Here is a 17076-nt window from a genome sequence, read left to right on the forward strand (position 1 = left end):
CGTCTGGATGCGCGCGGACCGACGGCATAGGCGAGCCTCCCGGCATGGGGAGGGATCGGCGAATCGGGATTCGCGCAGCGACCGTCTTTCGGCCTCCGGTCGGCAAACGACGCGCGCGCCGCCGTCTCCTGACTGCGGCGCGCGTCGCGTCCACGGCGGCCCGTTGGACGGCCGGCCATTTCCCTATCCTTCAGGCTGCATCGGATCCGCTCAGGAAGCATCCAGTTGCGGCGCGAGCCCGGCCGGCTGCTGCGCGCTGTCCCGGCTACCACGCTCGCCGAGATAGGGACGATCGGGACGAATCCAGTTCGCGGCGATCGGCCCGAGCACCAGGAAGAAGATCGACAGCGCGAACACCGGCTCCCAGGAATGCAGCGCATCGACCAGCCAGCCCACCAGCGGCGGCGACACCGAGGCGGCCAGCCCCAGACCGGTATTCATGATGCTGCTGGAAGTCGCCGCGTGATTCGGCGCGAGATCCATCGCCACCGCCCACAGGGGCGCCGTCACCAGCTCCGACAGGAACAGCGCCGCGGCCAGCGAGAAGCCGGCCATGGTGGCCGAGGGATGCAGGAACATCGGGATGAAGAAGATGATCGGCGCGAGAAAGCCGATCGTGATCATGATCTGCCGCGAGCGCCGGATATTGCCGGTGCGCTTGAGCAGCAGGTCGCTCAGCGAGCCGCCCAGCGTGGTGCCCACCACCCCGCTCAGGAAGATGCCCGAGCTGAAGATCGCCGAGTGGCGGATGTTCAGGTGATAGGCCTGCGCGAAGAACGAAGGCATCCAGTTCAGGAAGAACCACAGGATCCAGCCATGGCAGAAGCTCACCACCGTGGCCGGCCACAGCGCGCGCAGCAGCGGCGACCAGCGCATCGGCACGCGCGTCTTGCCGAGCTTCGCCGGCAGGCGCGCGAGTTCCTCGGCGCTGATCGCGGGATGGTCGGCGGGGTTGTCGCGGTAGTACCAGACCCACAGCACCACCCAGGCCAGGCTGGCCAGGCCGAGTATCACGAAGGCGGCATGCCACGAAAAGGCGGCGATCAGGCCCGCCACCAGGATCGGCGTCGAGGCGTTGCCCAGGCGCGCGCAGGCATGGGTGATGCCCTGCGCGAAGCCGCGTTGATCGGGCTTCATCCAGCCGGTGAGCGCGCGCGCCGAGGCCGGCACGATCGGGCTCTCGCCGAGGCCCACCACGAAGCGCGCCAGCAGCAGCGTGGCGAACCCGCCCGCGAGGCCGGTCAGCAAGGTACCGAGCCCCCACAGCACGCCGCAGATCGCCAGCATCTTGCGCGCGCCGAGCCGGTCGCCGATGAAGCCGCCGGGAATCATCGCCAGCGCGTAGGTGATCGCGAACGCGGAAAACACCAGCCCGAGCTGGGTATTGCTGAGGACCAGGTCGCGCCGGATCGCGAGCGCGGCGGTGGAAATATTCGTGCGGTCCACGTACATCAGGAAGGACATGATGCACAGCACGATCAAGACGCCATGGGTGGCGCTCAACCGTCTCGTGGGGCGAGAGGAAGCCATCGTCTGTCTCCATGCGCGCCGTTTCTGGAAGGCGCGTCGTTGGACTGCCTGTACCCGCGCCTGGCGCCTCGCCGCCGAGTGTTACGTATTCGCCTCGTCGACCTCGGGCCTTGCCTCGCGGGCCTGTCGTGCTGCGCATGTCGCCCTCGCCTCGCTGCCGGACGACCTGGACCTGCTTGCCTGCCTGCTGCCGCCCATGATGATGCAACGGCTGCAAGGCAGGCGAAAAAACCGCTGCTTACTCGAGCACTTCGCCGTGCACGCCGGCCGCGAGCGTTTCCTTCTCCCAGCGCTTCATCGGCACCACTTCGGCTACCGGGCCGTTGGGCGAGCGGAACTTGACGGGCAGGTGCCCCGGCGCGGTGAGGATCTCGCCGCCATTGGCCTTGATCTGCTCGATGAAGGCCTCGAGGTCCTCCACTTCCATGCCGATGTGGTGGATGCAGGGCGCCGGGCCGGCGAAGTCCGCCTCGTCCGAGTTCGACGATTCGTAATGGATCAGGGTCAGGTCCATGTAGCCGTCGGTCATGTGATACGACAGGTGGTCGCCGTTCTTGCCCTTGCGACGCACCGTATTGACGTGCTTGTAGCCAAACACGTTCTCGTAGAAGGCGCGTTCGCGCTCGACGTCCTCGACCTTAAATGCGATGTGCTTGATGAAATTCGGCATCGATGTCTCCTCTGGGTGGATGGCGCGCGAACCTGTCGTGCGATGAGGCCAGTCTAGGAGACTCGCATGCGAACGTCAATCGAATCATTCGAATGATTCGATATTCATTCGGCGCCCCGGGAAAACCCCGGGACAGACCTCGCCCACCTCGAAACTCAGGCCCGATGGTCGATCACGACGCATTCGGACGCCGTCGCGCCGGCCGCCGCATCGATCGCCGCCGGCAACTCGGCCAGCGGAAAATCGATCGCGCGGATCGCGTCGGACGGCAGCAGCCCCGAGCCGATCAGCGTCAGCAAGCGCCGATAGGCATCGCGCGGATACATGAACTGGCCGAGGATCTCCCAGCCGTTCATCATCAGCTCCGTGTACGGCAGGGGCAGCGGCACGGCCATGGTGCCCATCAGCACCAGGCGGCCACCGAAGGCCAGGCTGCGCAGGCTGGCCAGCGTCAGGTTCGGATCGCGCGCGTTGCCGACCATGTCGAAACCGAGCTGGATGCCGGCGCCCTGCGAGGCGGCGCGCAAGGCGGCCACGTCGCCCGCCATCTCGCCGGTGGCGGCGACCGGCGTCACGCGAGTACCGGTTGCCTGCGCGAGATGCCGCAGCTTGCCCGCGTCGCGACCGAAGGCGATCACGCGCGCCGCGCCCATCGCCAGTGCGAGCCGCACCGCGGCCGATCCGTAAGCGCCTGTCGCGCCCGATATCAGCACCGTTTCGCCGGCCGCGAGCCGGCCCTTGAGCAGGCCGCCGTAAGGCACCGTGTAGCGCATGCTGGTGGCGAGCGCGCCGGCATCCAGATCGGGCACCGCATCGGCCGGCGTCACCGCCGATGCGGGCAGCAGCGCATATTCCGCCAGCGTGCCGTCGGGCCAGTCCTGCTGCATGCGCAGGCCGGCCTCGTTCACGGTCGTGACACCGAGCAGCATCTGCGCCGGATCGACGACGTTCTCCGGCGCGACCAGATGCGGCGAGATCACCACGCGCTGCCGAGCCTGCAGATGCCAGACCCCGGCGCCCACCGCGTGGATCGTGCCGACGCCGTTGCCGCCCGGCACGAAGGGCCGCGCCGGCGCCCGATAGACGGGCAGCCTGCCCTCGACGTAATCGCGCATGTAGGACATCAGCACCGAACACTGCATGCGCACCACCACGCTGCCGGGCCGCGCCTCGGGCACGGGACGATCGACGAGCGCGAGGGCGCCGCCGAGGCGGTCGAGTTGCCAGGCTTTCATGGGTTTCTCCTTTTGACGGCTGAATGGACAGACACCATGATCCCCGCCTCAAACGGTTGTTTGTATAATCCTCCGGTCGATATTCCTATTCATTCGTACATTCATGGATGCCTTGTCGGAAGTGCTGTCGATGCTGCGCGTCTCCAGTGCGCTGTCCTCGCGTTTCGAGGGACGCGGCGCCTGGGCCTTTCATTTCCCTGCTTACCAGCACGTGAAATTCGGCTCGGTGCTGCAAGGCAGCCTTCATCTGTGGATGGTCGGCGAGACGCGGCGCTACCGCATGGAGGAAGGCGATTTCTACCTGCTGACCGACGGCGCGAGCTTCTGCGCGGCCAGCGACCCGAGCCGCGAGACCCTCGACGGCCCGCTCCACTATCGCGCCGCGCGCGGCCCCGATGGCGTGGTGCGCTGGCAAGGCCCGGGCGAGCTGCCGCTGGTCAGCCTCGCGAGCGGGCGTTTCACCTTCGAGAACGAACTGTCGGCGCTGCTGCTCGCGCACCTGCCGCCGCTGATCCATCTGCGCGCGGCCGACGTGGCCTCGCACGCGCTCGGCCACGTGCTCGCGCTGATGCGCGCCGAAACGGAGGGAGAGATGCCGGGTTCGGATGTCGCCAAGGGCAGCCTGGCCACCCTGGTGCTGGTGCACGCGCTGCGCACCTACCTGGCCACCAGCGAGGCGCCGGCCGGCTGGCTCGGCGCGCTGGCCGACGCGCGCATCGGCCGCGCGCTGTCGCGCATGCACGCGGCGCCCGGCGAGCGCTGGACCGTCGACACGCTGGCCGGCGAGGTCGGCATGTCGCGCACTGCCTTCGCGCAACGGTTCCGCCAGCGCGTGGGCAGCGCGCCGCTCGAATACCTGCAGGCCTGGCGGATGTCGCTGGCGATGACGGCGCTGGCCGACACCGACGAACCGCTCGCGCGGATCGCCGAGCGCGTCGGTTATCTGTCGGATACGGCCTTCAGCATCGCGTTCAAGCGCAGCACGGGGGAAAGCCCGGGGCGTTATCGCAGCGCGCGACGCAGGCGGGAGGGGGCGCTCGCCGCTTGAGTGTCGCTTACGCCGGGCCCGCCGCCGCCTCGACCTCCCCGCGCGCATACCGCCCCGGCGACATCCCCGCCAGTCGCGTGAAGGCCGCCCCGAACGCGCTGACCGAGCCATAACCGCTACGCTCGGCGATCTCGGCCATCGACAGCTCCCCCTGCCGCAACCACTGCTTGGCCAGCGCCATGCGCCAGGCCTGCAGGTATTCCATCGGCGCCATGCCGATCTCGCGGCTGAAGCGCTCGAAGAAGGCCGAGCGCGACATGGCCGCCTCGCGCGCCAGCTCGGCCACGCTCCAGCGCGAGGCCGGCTGCTCGTGCAGGCGCCGCAGCGCGGCGGCCAGCTTCGGATCGCCGAGCCCGCGCACCAGCCCCGGCGAGGCGGCCGTGCCCGAGGTCGAGCGCAGCGCCTCGATCAGCAGCACCTCCAGCAGCCGCTCCAGCACGATCTCGCGCGCGGGCCGCTCGGCGCGCGACTCGTCGCCGATCATCTGCACCAGGGTCGAGAGCCGGCGCTCGCCGCGCACGCAGATCCATCGCGGCAGCAGGGACACCAGCAACGCCGCATCGGGCGAGCCGAACAGGCACACGCCCACCAGCATCCGCACGTCCACCGCGCCGTGCGGATCGCCCACGCGCGCGCCGCCCGGCATCGGCACGATCGGCGTGGTGATGGGCTCGCCCTCGCGCGGCGGCTCGCGATCGAGGCTCGAGGTGGCGAAACCGCGCGCGGCGGGAATCATGGCGAAATCGCCTTCCTCCAGCGTGATCGTCTCGTCTTGGCCGGGGCCGTCCACACGCAGCCGGCAGCGCCCTTCCAGCACCACGAAATAGACCGGACGCCCCGTCTCGGCGCGGCGCACCGCCCAGGGCGCCGAGGCGATCACCTGCTTGGAGAAGGCCGCGCGAGGCTGCAGCAAGGACACGACTTCGGCGAGCGGGTCGACAGACATTCCGGACGATCTCTACAAATTCATGGATTCGGAAGTATAGTTCGTCCGCGAATAGGCGCCTATCGTGGAGGGCATCCCAACCCGCTGGAGTTCACGATGTCCCAAGCTTCCACCGTTCTCGTCACCGGCTGCTCGTCGGGCTTCGGCCTCGATATCGCGCGCCACTTCCTCGCGCAGGGCTGGCGCGTGGTGGCCACCATGCGCACCCCGCGCGAGGACCTGCTGCCCGCCTCCGAACATCTGCGCGTGCTGCCGCTCGACATCACCGACGCGGACAGCATCGCGCGCTGCCTCGCGGCGGCCGGCCCGATCGACGCGCTCGTCAACAATGCCGGCGTGGGCCTGCTCGCGCCGCTCGAAGGCACCAATCCGGCCAGCGTGCGCGAGGTGTTCGAGACCAATGTGCTCGGCACCATCGCGATGACGCAGGCGGTGCTGCCGCAGTTTCGCGAGCGGCGCGCCGGCGTGATCGTCAACGTCACGTCCACCGTGACGCTGCGCCCGCTGCCGCTGCTGGCCGTCTACACGGGCAGCAAGGCCGCGATCAACGCCTTCACCGAATCGCTGGCGCTGGAGCTGGCGCCCTTCGAGGTGCGCGTGCGCCTGGTGCTGCCCGGGCGCGCGCCCACCACGCGCTTCGGCGACAATGCGCGCCGCCTGATGGGCGACGACGTGCCGGCGCCGTATGCGGCGTTTCGCGATCGCGTGTTCGCCTCGGTGCGCGACACCAGCACGCCGACCACGCAGTCGAGCGACGTGGCAGAGGCGGTCTGGCGCGCGGTGACCGATCCGGCCGCGCCGATGCGGATCCCCGCCGGCGCCGATGCGGTGGCGGCGGCAGCCGCGGCCGGCCACTGAGGCTCGCGGCCGCCGCGCCGTCCTGGAAGGGCCGGCGCGGCGGCCCGCACATCCTCTCCCCGTCGGCTTGCTGCCCATCGCGAACGTCAGATCGCGCCCCTCAGATCGCGAACCTCAGGCCCGTCATCCGCTCGCTCAGCGTCCACAGCCTGCCCGCCTCGGCCTCGTCGATCGCCCAGGGCAGCACCCCGTCGAGCGGCTGGTGATCGGCCGGCACCGCCCGCGCCACCTCGTTGTTCTCGCAATACACGCCGCCGATGCCGTCGAGCGCCGGGCTGGTGGCGCACCAGACGGTGGTCGAGGCGCCCTGCTCCGGCGTCTTGTACAGGGCGCGCTGCGATTCGGGGATCTGCCCGTGTTCGTCGCGAAAGCCGGCGCGCTGCAGTTCCTCGATCGTCAGCGAGCGCTGCAGGTTGGTCTCGATCCGCCCCGGATGCACGGCGAAGGCGCGCACGCCATGCGCCCTGGCCAGCCGGTCGAGTTCGACCGTAAACAGCACGTTGGCCGTCTTCGATTGGCCGTAGGCGATCCACTTGTCGTAGTCGCGCCGCTCGAAGTTCGGATCGTCGAAATCGAAGCGCGCGCGGCGATGCGCGCCCGAGGACAGGTTGACGACCCGCGCCTTGCCCGAGCGCGCAAGCGCCGGCCACAGACGCGCGGTCAGCTGGAACGGGCCGAGATGGTTGGCCGCGAGCTGGCCTTCGTAGCCGCGCGCGTCGCGCTGCAAGGGCGTGGCCATGATGCCGGCGTTGTTGACCAGGCGATGCAGCGCGCGATCGCTGGCCAGGAACTGCGCGGCGAAGGCGTCGATCGACGCCGGATCGAGCAGGTCGAGCCGGGCCACCTCGGTGCGCGGCACCTCGCGCAACACCTCGCGCGCCTTGGCCGGATCGCGGGCCGGCACGATCACCGTGGCGCCGGCGCCGGCCAGCGCGCGCGTGGTCTCCAGGCCGATGCCCGAATGGCCGCCCGTCACGATCGCGGTGCTGCCGCTCAGGTCGATGCCGGCGATCACCTCGCGCGCGGCGTGGTTCGCATCGAAACCGGAATCGATCGGGGTCTGCTGGGATGACATGGGCATTTCTCCTGTGTGCTTGCGGAGCCGGTCGACATGGCCGGCTCGGTCAGGAGATGGTCGGGCATCGCGCCCGCCTTGCCCATCATCGATCGGCCGCAATTCCTCGTCGCGCGTACAGGCTGCACGGCGGCGCATCCGGCACGCGGGCACCGCCGGCAAGCGGCCCCGGATTTCCGTAGAATCCATCGGCATCGTCGATCGATCGAGGCATGACCATCGCGCCCGGTCGCGCCCCGGTCGCGCCCTTCACCGCCCGAGGCCCGCATGGATTTCCGTCATCTCGAATGCTTCTTCGTGCTCGCCCAGGAGTTGCATTTCGGCCGCGCGGCCGAGCGCCTGCACATGGGTCAGTCATCCGTATCGGAATCGATCCGCGCGCTGGAGAAAACCGTCGGCGCCCCGCTGTTCGATCGCACCAGCCGCCGCGTGGCGCTCACGCCGCTCGGCCAGGCATTGCGCGAAGGCGCCGAGGCCGCCTACATGTCGCTCAAGACCACCCTCGCCGATTGCCGGCGCACGGCGGCCGGCGAGGCGCGCAAGCTGCGCTTCGGCTTCCTGGGCGGCGGCCTCTACGAGCTGCATCGCCCGCTGGTCGCCGAATTCGGTAGCTGCTTTCCCGGCATCGAGCTCGAATTCGTCGAGCTGTCCTTCCTCGATCATTTCCTGGCCGTGGCGCGCGGCGAGGTGGACGTGGCGATCTGCCGGCTGCCGCTCGGCGCGCCGGGCCTGATGCACGGCCCGGTGCTGATGGAGGATCGGCGCATGCTGTGCGTGCCGAACGATCATCCGCTGGCCCGGCGCGAGCGCGTATCGGGCGAGGCGCTGGCCGGCGAGCCGCTGGTGCGGATGGTGCCCGGCGTGGCCAGCGAGGAATGGCTCGACTTCCACCTGCCGCGCTTCACGCCGCGAGGCGCGCCGATCGGCGACGGCCCGGTGATCCGCACGCTGCGCGAGGCGATGGCCGCGGTCGCGGCGCACCAGGGCCTGATGATGCTGACGCGCCGGGCCGCCTGCTATTACGCCACGCCCGGCATCAGCTTCGCCGAGATCGACCTGCCGCCGATCGCCTCGGCCCTGGTCTGGCGCCGCGACGACCATCGCCCGCTGATCGGCGAGCTCAACGCGCTGCTGCTGCGCCTGGCGCGCACTTACTGCACGCTGCCGAAACCGCGCGATTGACGCCGCGGCGGACGTCGCGAATCGATGCGCCAATCGATCGGATTTCCAGATCGATCGACGGCATTTTCCCCGTTGTTCTTTGCGGGTCGAGCGCGGACACTGGCGGATCCGATGCTGCCCATGGATACACGCCGACATGACCCAGGTCCCGACCTCCGCACTCGAACTCCGCTCGCTGATCACCTCGCAGGGCCAGTTGCGCCTCTGGCTCGAAACGGCACCCGTGCCGGCGCCGGCCGACGACGAAATTCTGGTGCGCATCGAGGCCGCGCCCGTCAATCCCTCCGACATCCTCGGCCTGCTCGGGCCGGCCGATATCGCCACGCTGGCCCGCGACGCGGCCGCGCAGCCGCCCGTCACCACCGCCGACGTGCCGGTCGAACTGCTGGCCTCGACGGCCGCGCGCCACGACCTGCCGCTCAGCCTAGGCAACGAGGGCGCCGGCATCGTGGTGGCCGCGGGCGACCGGGCGCGCCACCTGCTCGGCCGCGCGGTGGCGCTGCGCAGCCCGCTCGGCGCCTACGCGCAATACCGCGCGGTGGCCGCCGCCGAGGTGCTGGTGCTGCCCGAAGGCACGGCGCCCGAAGCGGGCGCCTCGGCGCTGATCAATCCGATGACGGCGCTGTCGATGCTGGAGACGATGCGCGTGGAAGGCCACACGGCGCTGATCCACACGGCGGCCGCCTCGAATCTCGGCCAGATGCTGGTGAAGATCTGCGCGGCCGACGGCGTGCCGCTGGTCAACGTGGTGCGCAACGCCTCGCAGGCGGCCCTGCTGCGCGAACTCGGCGCGCAATACGTGCTGGACAGCGGCGCCGCCGATTTCGATAGCGCGCTGGTCGAGGCGATCGAGGCCACCGGCGCGACGCTGGCGTTCGACGCGATCGGCGGCGGCGACATGGCCGAGCGCCTGCTGACGGCGATGGGCGTGGTCACCACGCGCCGCATGACGCGTTACGACCGCTACGGCTCGTCGACGCATCGCCAGGTCTATCTCTACGGCACGCTCGATCCGAGCCCGACCATCCTCACCCGGCGCTCGGGCCTGGCCTGGGGCGTGGGCGGCTGGCTGCTGACCTGGCGCCTGCGCCAGTTCGGCGAGGCCGCGGCGGCGCGCATGCGCGAACGGATCGTCGCCGAGCTGGAGACCACCTTCGCCAGCCGCTACGGCGAGCGGATCACGCTGGCGCAACTGGTCGAGCCCGAGATGATCCGGCGCTACACCCGGCGCGCGACCGGCGAGAAATTCCTGGTGGCGCCGAACCTCGACGCCTGAGCCAGGCCGAGCGAGCCGGCGGCGACACGCGCCGGCTCGCCGTGCTTCATTGCTCGATCTGCCGGTTCCAGCGCGAATCCCATTGCGCGCGCCGCGCGTTGATCGCATCCCAGTCCACCACCGTGACCTTCTTCACGAGCTGGTCCAGATCGCCGAGGCTCTTCTGCATGTCGGCGGGCATGGTCGCCTGGCGGTTGGTCGGAATCTGCTTGCCGGCCACCGCGGCCTTGGTCTGCGCCGGCGCCGACAGCAGGAACTGCGCGAGCTTCTGCGCCAGTTGCGGATCGGGGTTGTTCTTCACCACGCAGACGTCCACCAGCAGCAGCACCGCGCCCTCCTTGGGCGAGGCATAGGCCACCGGCAGCCCCTTGTCCTTCAGGTCGCCCACGGCGGTGGGCGTGAGCGGGAAGATCGCCGCCTCGCCGGTCTGCACCATCTCCGAGAGCTTGGCCGAGTTCGGGATGTACTCGACCACGTTCGGTCCCACCGTGCTGGCCCACTTCGTGAAGCCGGGCTCGACATTGGTCTCGCTGCCGCCGAGGATGCGGTTGATCGCCAGGAAGCCGTGCAGGCCGAAGGTGCTGCTCGAGGCCGACTGGAACACCACCTTGCCCTTGTATTTCGGATCGGCGAAATCCACCCAGGAGGTCGGCGGCGCCCAGCCCTTGGCGGCGAACAGCTTGGTGTTGTAGCCGATGCCCGTCATGCCGAGCTGCACGCCCGCGCCGATATCGCCCTTCATGCGCGCGAACGGATAGAGCTCCTTGAGCACCGGCGCGTCGTCGAGCTTCTCGCACACGCCCAGGCTCACCGCGCGCGCCATCACGCCGTCGTCGAGGAACACCACGTGCATCTGCGGATTGTTGCGATTGGCCAGCAGCTTGGCCAGCACGTCCGACGAGGTGCCCGGCACCACCACCACGTGCACGTTGTTGGCCTTCTCGAAATCGGGCAGCACCTGGCTGGTGTAGGCCTTCTCCATCGGCCCGCCGTTCATGCCGATGTAAATGGTCTTGGTCTGCGACCAGGCGGGCGAGGCAAGGCCGACGGCGAACAGCGCCGCGAGCGAAACGAGGGTGCGTGACAGTTTCATCGTGGATCTTCCTTGTGGCTTTCCGGGTATTGGACTGGGGATGGGAATCGATATCGATGCGAGGCCGTGCTCAGGCGGAAGCCCGCGCCGATGCGGCGGCGGCGGCGGCGGAATCAGGCGAACCCGACGAAGCAAGCGAGCCGCCGGAACTCGGTGACGCGACCGCTTGCGTGGATCCGGCCTGCGCGGCGGCGAAGCGCGCGATCGAGAACGCCTCGATCGGCGTCTCGGTCTCGCCACGCAGCACCAGGTCGGCCAGCACCTCGCCCACGCCCGGCGCCAGCAGGAAACCGCCGCCCGAGAAGCCGAAGGCGTGCAGCAGTTGCGGCGTGGTCCCGCTCGGCCCGATCACGGGATGGTTGTCGGGCGTCTCGCCCTCCACGCCGCTCCAGGTCCGGATCAGCAGCGCCTCGCGCAGCGCCGGCAGCAGTGCGCAGGCATCGCGCATCACCGCGCGCGTGGTTTCGGTCGAGGGCTGGGCGTATTCGCCGTCGCCATGGCCGCGCCCGCCGCCGATCACGCAGTTGCCGCGCGCCACCTGCCGCGCATAGATGCCGCCGCCGACCACCCCGAGGTTGTGCTCGATGAAGGGCGGCAAGGGTTCGGTGACCCACATGTTCGGGTAGATCGAGCGCAGCGGCACCGCCTCGCCGAAGCGGCCGGCCAGCGTATTGCCCCAGGCGCCGGCCGAGTTGATCAGCCAGTCGACGCTGAAGCGGCGTTCGCCGGCGCGCAGCTGGTAGCGCCGGCCGTCGTAATCGATCTCGCTCAGCTCGGTCTGCTCGAACACCTGCGCGCCCTCGCGTCGGGCGGCCGCCGCGAAGGCCGGCGAGACCAGCCGCGGATTGGCATGGCCGTCGCTCTCGCACAGCGCGCCGCCGATCGCCGCCGCGCCGAGCCAGGGATAACGACGGCGGAACGCCTCGCCGGAGATCAGCGTCGAGCTGGCGCCGTGGCCGCGCGCCATCGCCGCCCAGGCGTCGAGCACCTCCATGTCGCTGTCGCGCCGCGCGAGCCGCAGGTGCCCCGACACGACGAACTCGCCGTCGCAGCCGATCAGCTGGGGCAGCCGGTTCCAGATCCGCCGCGCGCGCATCGCCAGCGGCAGTTGCACCTCGGGCCGGCCGTGGGTGCGCACGCCGCCGTAGTTCACGCCGCTGGCCTGGGCGCCGCACCAGCGCCGCTCGAACAGGGCGACGTCCACGCCCTGCCGCGCCAGCGCCAGCGCCGCCGAGGCGCCCACCAGCCCGCCGCCGACGATCGCCACCGTCACATGCCGGATCTCACTCATCATGGGCCTCCTCCTCGAGCACGCTGACGCCGTCCTCGAACAGCATCGGCGAGATCGGGATCGGCTTGATCGGCGCCTGCCCGCGCGGGCGGCCCACCTGGTCGAGCGCGCGCCCGGTTTCCGCGGCCAGCAGCGCCGTCGCCGCCTCGCCGCACATGCGGCCCTGGCAGCGGCCCATGCCGATCCGCGTCAGCGCCTTGAGGCGGTTGACCTCGCTCGCCATGCCGGAGCGGATGCAGCCGCGCAACTGGCCCACCGTCACGGCCTCGCAGCGGCACACGATCATGTCGTCGGGCCAGTGCCGGGCCGCCTCGGTCGGCGGTGGCGCGAAGGCCTGTTCGATGCCGGCGCGGAACACGCCGATGCGCGCCAGGCGCTGCTCGATCGCGGCCGCGCCGGGGCCCGCGTCGTCGCGCCCGGCCTTCAGGCCGAGATCCTCCAGGAGCGCCAGCGCGGCGCGCCGGCCGGCCAGCTCGGCCGCATCGGCACCGGCGATGCCGGCACCGTCGCCGGCCAGGTAGACGCCCGGCACCGAGCTGCGCCCGGCCGCGTCGCGCTCCGGCAGCCAGCAGCGGTTCAGCGTGTCGAAGCGGAAGCGGCAGCCGGCCAGGTCGGCCAGTTGCGTTTCGGGGCGCAGGCCGAAACCCAGGCCGAGCGCATCGCAATCGATCCGATGCTGGGCGCCGTCGGCCGAACGCCAGCGCACCGCCTGCACGGCCGGGCCGCCATCGACGCCGTCCAGCGTCACGCCGCGCTCGACGCGCACGCCGTGCGAGCGCAGCCAGCCGAGGTAATAGAGGCCCTTGGCGAAGGTGCCCGGCTGCCGCAGCAGCTTGGGCGTGGCCGCCACCTGCCGCGCGTAGGGGCTGGTATCGAGCACCGCGGCCACCTCGGCGCCGGCCCGCGCGTATTGGTAGGCGACCAGGTAGAGCAAGGGCCCGGTGCCCGCGAACACGGTGCGCCGGCCGATCGCGCAGCCCTGCGCCTTCAGCGCGACCTGGGCCCCGCCGAGCGTGTAGACGCCGGGCCGGGTCCAGCCCGGCACCGGCACCACGCGATCGGTCGCGCCGCTGGCGATGATCAGGTGGCTCCAGCGCAGGCGCGCCTCGCGTCCGGCGCGCAGCACGTCGAGCGTGCCCGGCTCGCAGGACCAGACCAGCGTGTCGGGCCGGTAGTCGAGCCGTGGCAGCAGTTCGGCCATGCAGCGGTGCAGCGCATCGGCCTTGCCCGCCTCGAAGCCGTACAAGGCCGATTTCTCGCGCACGAAACCGGTGCCTTCGGGCGGCTGCCGGTAGATCTGGCCGCCCCAGCGCGCGTTCTCGTCGATCACCATCGGCCGCAGGCCGGCTGCGACCAGGGTCTGCGCGGCGCGGATCCCCGCCGGCCCGGCGCCGACGATCACCACGCGCGTGCCGTCCTCGTCCCGTTGGACATCGACGGCGGCCTTGCCTGCCTCGCTCATGCCTCGCCTCCCGGGTTGGCGCAGCAGGCAGCCGCAGTCGGATGAGGCTTGCCCGTCACCACTCGCATTCCCTCGCGCACGGGCGTCGAGCAGGCGCGCAGCCGCGCGCCGCCCTCGTCGCGCACCCAGCAATCCTGGCAGGCGCCGATCAGGCAGAAACCCGCGCGCGGGCCGTCGCCGAACTCGCTGACGCGCAGGTGCCGTTGCTGCGTGAGGATCGCGGTCAGCAGCGTGTCGCCGGCCAGCGCCTCGACCGCGACGCCGTCGAGCACGAAGGACAGGCTGGCGCGCCGAGTCTCGGCGACGCGGATCAGTTGCGGCGGGGAAAGCGGAAAACGATGGGTCATCGAAATCGGGCGCGAGGCGCGGTGGGCATGAAGTTGGACAAGACGACGAACGGGCGGCGAAGGCTCGCGTCAGTGCTGACCGATCAGGATCCGGTTCAGGCCGTAGACGCGATCGAGGATCAGCATCGCGCCGGCCGTGATCGCGATCACCAGGGTCGAGACCGAGGCCATCATCGGGTCGATCGATTCGGTGGCGTACATGTACATGCGCACCGGCAGCGTGACGGTCTGCGGCGAGGTGACGAAGATCGACATGGTCAGTTCGTCGAAGCTGTTGATGAAGGCCAGCAGCCAGCCGCCGGTGATGCCGGGCAAGATCATCGGCAGCGTGATGCGGCGGAAGGTGGTCCACACGCTCGCGCCGAGCGAGGCGGCGGCATGCTCGACGCTGCGGTCGAGCCCCGCCACCGAGGCCAGCACCAGGCGCATCACGAAGGGCGTGACGATGATCATGTGCGCCACCACCAGCCAGGCGAACGAGCCGGTCGCGCCGATCAGCGCGAAGAAGCGCAGCAGCGCGATGCCCAGCACCAGGCCCGGGATCACCAGCGGCGAGAGCAGCAGCGCGTTGAGGAACTCCCGGCCGGGAAAGCGCGCGCGGCCGATCGCCAGGCCCGCCGGCAGCGCGATCACCAGCGAGAAGCTGGCCGACAGCACCGCCAGCTTCAGGCTGTTGGCGAAAGCCGAAATGAAGTCGGGATAGTCGAGGATCGCGCGGAACCAGCGCAGCGACACGCCGTGCGTGGGCAGCGTGAGGGTTTCGTCGGGCGTGAACGCGACCAGCACCACGATCGCCAGCGGCGCGAGCATGAACAGGATCACGAGCGTGTGGAAAGCGAGGGCGAGCGGGCTGTTTTTGCGCATGACGAGGTGGCGGGCTGGGGGTTCGTGGGCGGCTGGGATCGTGGCGAGTGGCGGCGAATGGCAGCGAATGGCGGCCGAGGTCGGCCTCAGCCGAGGCTGCGCGTGTAGCGCCGTTCGAGCACGCGGTAGTAGGTGAGCATCACGACCAGGTTGGCGACCAGCAGCAGGATCGCGATGGCGGCGCCGAGCGGCCAGTTCATCGAGCTGAGGAACTGGTCGTAGACGGCGGTGGCGGCCACCTTGAGCCGGCGCCCGCCCAGCAGGCCGGGAATCGCGAAGGCGCTGGCCGACAGGCCGAACACCATCAGGCTGCCCGACAGGATGCCCGGCATCAGTTGCGGCAGGACGATGCGGCGCAGCACCGTGGCCGGCGAGGCCATCAGCGACAGCGCGGCGTTCTCGGTCTGCGGATCGAGCCGCTGCAGGGTGGTCCAGACGGGGATCACCATGAACGGCAGCATCACGTGGACCAGCGCGATCACGATGGCGAAGGTGGTGTATTCGAGCTTGAACGGGCCCAGCCCGAACAGGCCGAACAACTGGTTCACCAGGCCGTTGGTGTTGAGCAGCATGCTCCAGCCGAAGGCGCGCACCACCACCGAGACCAGCAGCGGCGCGAGGATCACCAGCAGGAAGGACGAGCGCCACGGATCGCGCATGCGCGACAGGATGTAGGCCTCGGGCGTGCCGATCGCGATGCACAGCAGGGTGGTCAGCGCGGCGATGCCGAAGGTGCGCAGGAAGATGGTATGGAAGTACGACTCGCTCAGCACCTCGAGGTAGTAATGCGCGTCGAAGGCGGCGATCGGGCCGACCGAGGGATCGAAGCGATAGAACGACAGCGCCAGCGTCATGGCCAGCGGCACCAGCACCAGCGCGCTGAACAGCAGCGCGGCCGGCGCGCTCATCAGCCACAAGGGCAGCCAGGCGCGCCAGCGTGGGCGCGAGGCCGGCCGCGGCGTGCCGCCGGTGTCGCGTGCTTGTCCGCCTGCGGCTCCACCCGCCTCGCCGCCTGCCGCTTTCAGGACCTCATCCACGGGCGGCCTCCCGCGGCATCACGCGCATCGCCTCGCTACGCCAGTCGATCCCGACCGGCGCGCCCTCCACCAGCGGCTCGCTGCCCTCGTTCTGGCAGCAGGCCAGCATCTCGCCGGCCTCGCTGTCGAGCCGGTACAGCCACTGGCTGCCGAGGAAGAAACGGCTGGTCACGCGGCCGGTCAGGCGCCCGGTGCCGGGCGCGCCGAGCGTGAGCTTCTCGGGACGGATGCAGAGCGTGACGGCGTCGCCCGCGCGCAGCGTCTGCATGTCGAGCTGGCCGGCCGCGCCCGCCTCGTGCAGCCGGGCGCCGAGATCGACCTGGATGCGCCCGCCCTCGAGCGTCACCACCTTGCCGTCGAGCAGGTTGGTCTTGCCGATGAACTGCGAGACGAAGCTGCTGCCAGGATGTTCGTAGGCGCGATACGGCGTGTCGACCTGGGTGATGCGGCCGGCTTCCATCACCACCACGCGATCGCTGATCGACAGCGCCTCGGCCTGGTCGTGCGTGACCATCACGGTGGTGGTGCCGAGCTTGCGCTGGATCTCGCGCAGCTCGAACTGCATCTCCTCGCGCAGCTTGGCGTCGAGGTTCGACATCGGCTCGTCGAGCAGCAGCACCGGCGGCGCGATCACCACCGCGCGTGCGATCGCAACGCGCTGACGCTGGCCGCCCGACAGCTCGCGCGGAAAGCGCTGCGCATAGGCGTCGAGCCGCACCAGCGAGAGCGCATCGCCGACGCGCCGGGCGCGCTCGGCCTTGCTCACGCCGCGCATTTCGAGGCCGAAGCCGACGTTCTGCTCCACGCTCATGTGCGGGAACAGCGCGTAGCTCTGGAACACGATGCCCAGGCCGCGCTTGTTGGGCGCCATGCGCGTGATATCGCGGCCGTCCAGCGTGATGCTGCCGCGCGTGGCCTCCACGAAGCCCGCGATCATCTGCAGCGTGGTGGTCTTGCCGCAGCCCGAGGGGCCGAGCAGCGAGACGAACTCGCCCTTCTCGACCGACAGGTTGATGCCGGTGACGGCGTGCAGGTCACCGAAGGATTTCGACACATCCGTCAACGTGAGGAACGTCATGCTGTGGCCTTCCTGTTTCCGATGCGCCGACTCTATCCGGCCAAATTTTTCGACGTCAACGCGCAATTCCGGAGAGCGACATTA

16 protein-coding genes are annotated in these 17076 nt (G+C 70.1%); 4 read left to right on the forward strand and 12 right to left on the reverse strand.

The genetic code is table 11. The features are described from left to right. Nucleotides 1-210: 210 nt before the first annotated feature. The 3 genes from BM43_RS06815 to BM43_RS06825 form a co-directional block, all read right to left on the reverse strand. A complete protein-coding gene (locus BM43_RS06815; RefSeq protein ID WP_230676430.1) occupies nucleotides 211-1503 on the reverse strand; it encodes an MFS transporter in 1293 nt (430 codons plus the stop codon). Between the two features lie 265 nt (nucleotides 1504-1768). Further along, entirely contained in the window at nucleotides 1769-2200 is a 432-nt protein-coding gene (locus tag BM43_RS06820; RefSeq protein ID WP_013690350.1) for a VOC family protein, read from the reverse strand. 155 nt (nucleotides 2201-2355) lie between these two features. Continuing rightward, on the reverse strand, nucleotides 2356-3435 hold the full coding sequence (locus BM43_RS06825) for a quinone oxidoreductase family protein (protein WP_036056183.1): 1080 nt from the start codon (nucleotides 3433-3435) through the stop codon (nucleotides 2356-2358). 103 nt (nucleotides 3436-3538) lie between these two features. Here BM43_RS06825 and BM43_RS06830 point away from each other — a divergent pair, with 103 nt between their 5' ends. Beyond that, nucleotides 3539-4483 carry an AraC family transcriptional regulator gene (locus BM43_RS06830; RefSeq protein WP_036056181.1) on the forward strand — a complete coding sequence of 315 codons (945 nt, stop codon included), beginning with the start codon at nucleotides 3539-3541 and terminating at the stop codon, nucleotides 4481-4483. A 7-nt stretch (nucleotides 4484-4490) separates the two neighbouring features. On the opposite strand, the gene BM43_RS06835 is transcribed toward BM43_RS06830, so the two are convergent. Beyond that, nucleotides 4491-5429 carry an AraC family transcriptional regulator gene (locus BM43_RS06835; protein ID WP_036056179.1) on the reverse strand — a complete coding sequence of 313 codons (939 nt, stop codon included), beginning with the start codon at nucleotides 5427-5429 and terminating at the stop codon, nucleotides 4491-4493. A 96-nt stretch (nucleotides 5430-5525) separates the two neighbouring features. On the opposite strand from BM43_RS06835, the gene BM43_RS06840 reads away from it, so the two are divergent. Continuing rightward, on the forward strand, nucleotides 5526-6287 hold the full coding sequence (locus BM43_RS06840) for an SDR family oxidoreductase (RefSeq protein WP_036056177.1): 762 nt from the start codon (nucleotides 5526-5528) through the stop codon (nucleotides 6285-6287). Nucleotides 6288-6387: 100 nt separating this feature from the next. Here the strand turns inward: BM43_RS06840 and BM43_RS06845 are convergent, their stop codons facing one another. Next, complete coding sequence (locus tag BM43_RS06845) at nucleotides 6388-7362, reverse strand: oxidoreductase (protein WP_036056176.1); 975 nt, start codon at nucleotides 7360-7362, stop codon at nucleotides 6388-6390. Between the two features lie 267 nt (nucleotides 7363-7629). On the opposite strand from BM43_RS06845, the gene BM43_RS06850 reads away from it, so the two are divergent. Together BM43_RS06850 and BM43_RS06855 are read left to right on the forward strand one after the other, a co-directional pair. Further along, a complete protein-coding gene (locus BM43_RS06850) occupies nucleotides 7630-8544 on the forward strand; it encodes a LysR family transcriptional regulator (RefSeq protein WP_036056175.1) in 915 nt (304 codons plus the stop codon). A gap of 136 nt (nucleotides 8545-8680) precedes the next feature. After that, nucleotides 8681-9820 (forward strand): zinc-binding dehydrogenase, encoded by a 1140-nt coding sequence (locus tag BM43_RS06855; RefSeq protein ID WP_036056174.1) that lies wholly within the window; start codon nucleotides 8681-8683, stop codon nucleotides 9818-9820. A gap of 46 nt (nucleotides 9821-9866) precedes the next feature. Here BM43_RS06855 and BM43_RS06860 read toward each other — a convergent pair whose 3' ends face one another. From BM43_RS06860 to BM43_RS06890, 7 genes are all read right to left on the reverse strand, one after another. Then, nucleotides 9867-10913, reverse strand: a complete 1047-nt coding sequence (locus BM43_RS06860; RefSeq protein ID WP_036056172.1) for an ABC transporter substrate-binding protein — start codon at nucleotides 10911-10913, stop codon at nucleotides 9867-9869. A gap of 70 nt (nucleotides 10914-10983) precedes the next feature. Beyond that, entirely contained in the window at nucleotides 10984-12204 is a 1221-nt protein-coding gene (locus tag BM43_RS06865; protein ID WP_045577443.1) for an NAD(P)/FAD-dependent oxidoreductase, read from the reverse strand. After that, nucleotides 12197-13666: an FAD/NAD(P)-dependent oxidoreductase gene (locus tag BM43_RS06870; RefSeq protein WP_042284558.1), complete on the reverse strand. Its 1470-nt coding sequence runs from the start codon at nucleotides 13664-13666 to the stop codon at nucleotides 12197-12199. Before BM43_RS06870 ends, BM43_RS06865 begins: the two co-directional genes overlap by 8 nt. After that, nucleotides 13663-14013, reverse strand: a complete 351-nt coding sequence (locus BM43_RS06875) for a (2Fe-2S)-binding protein (protein ID WP_013690361.1) — start codon at nucleotides 14011-14013, stop codon at nucleotides 13663-13665. The genes BM43_RS06870 and BM43_RS06875 overlap by 4 nt, the downstream gene beginning before the upstream one ends. 69 nt (nucleotides 14014-14082) lie before the next feature. After that, on the reverse strand, nucleotides 14083-14877 hold the full coding sequence (locus BM43_RS06880) for an ABC transporter permease (RefSeq protein ID WP_036056170.1): 795 nt from the start codon (nucleotides 14875-14877) through the stop codon (nucleotides 14083-14085). 86 nt (nucleotides 14878-14963) lie between these two features. Next, nucleotides 14964-15785, reverse strand: coding sequence for an ABC transporter permease (locus tag BM43_RS06885; protein WP_230676468.1), 822 nt, complete (start codon nucleotides 15783-15785; stop codon nucleotides 14964-14966). Nucleotides 15786-15906: 121 nt separating this feature from the next. After that, complete coding sequence (locus tag BM43_RS06890) at nucleotides 15907-16992, reverse strand: ABC transporter ATP-binding protein (protein WP_036056167.1); 1086 nt, start codon at nucleotides 16990-16992, stop codon at nucleotides 15907-15909. Nucleotides 16993-17076 lie beyond the last annotated feature (84 nt).

Origin of the sequence: Burkholderia gladioli, assembly GCF_000959725.1 — a bacterium.
Lineage (GTDB): Bacteria > Pseudomonadota > Gammaproteobacteria > Burkholderiales > Burkholderiaceae > Burkholderia > Burkholderia gladioli.